Origin of the sequence: Gordonia alkanivorans NBRC 16433, from assembly GCF_000225505.1 — a bacterium.
Taxonomy (GTDB): Bacteria; Actinomycetota; Actinomycetes; order Mycobacteriales; family Mycobacteriaceae; genus Gordonia; species Gordonia alkanivorans.
Window position 1 is genome coordinate 1 of sequence record NZ_BACI01000069.1, and the last position, 572, is coordinate 572.

The 572-nt window shown below is 64.5% G+C and carries 1 protein-coding gene and 1 pseudogene; one reads left to right on the plus strand and one right to left on the minus strand.

All coding sequences use genetic code 11. The features are described 5' to 3' along the window. Window positions 1-52 precede the first annotated feature (52 nt). Window positions 53-370: a transposase gene (locus GOALK_RS13130; RefSeq protein ID WP_035756199.1), complete on the plus strand. Its 318-nt coding sequence runs from the start codon at window positions 53-55 to the stop codon at window positions 368-370. A gap of 19 nt (window positions 371-389) precedes the next feature. Here the strand turns inward: GOALK_RS13130 and GOALK_RS24265 are convergent. Beyond that, window positions 390-572 (minus strand): annotated as a pseudogene (locus GOALK_RS24265) (hypothetical protein); the annotation flags it as partial.

Below are 572 nucleotides of genomic sequence, written 5' to 3' on the forward strand. Positions count from 1 at the left end.
TGAACCGCCCCGGGTCTGTCGGAGGCTCTCGAACCTGTGAAGGATGGAGAGCATGGCAGCACCACGCAAGTACAGTGAGGAACTCAAGGACCGGGCCACCCGGATGGCATGTGAAGCGCGACGAGATCCCGATTCGTCGAGAGGTGCGATCAAGCGGATCGCCGATCAGCTCGGAGTCCATCCCGAGGCGTTGCGCAATTGGGTTCGTCAGGCCGAGATCGACGGCGCGGTCCGCCCGGGCACCACGAGTGAGGACGCTGACCGCATCGCGGCGTTGGAGCGGGAGAACCGTGAACTGCGGCGAGCGAACACGATCTTGAAGCAGGCTTCGGCTTTCTTTGCGGCGGAGATCGACCGCCCACAGCGCTGATCGTGGAGTTCGTCGCGGCTCACCGCGATGAACACGGAGTCGATCCGATCTGTGCGGCATTGCGCGGGATGTAGGTCAGGTCCGCCACCCACAACGCGTTCGGTGCCGCCGCGGTGAACTGACGGTTGACCCGGTCAGCCGGCCGGGGTGTTTCAGCTCCCTCGCTGCGCGTGGTCTTGCGTGTCTTGAGTCTCGCTATCCC

Excerpts from the sequence above, each read along its gene's own strand:
- GOALK_RS13130 (WP_035756199.1), top strand. The coding sequence starts at position 53 with ATGGCAGCACCACGCAAGTACAGTGAGGAACTCAAGGACCGGGCCACC.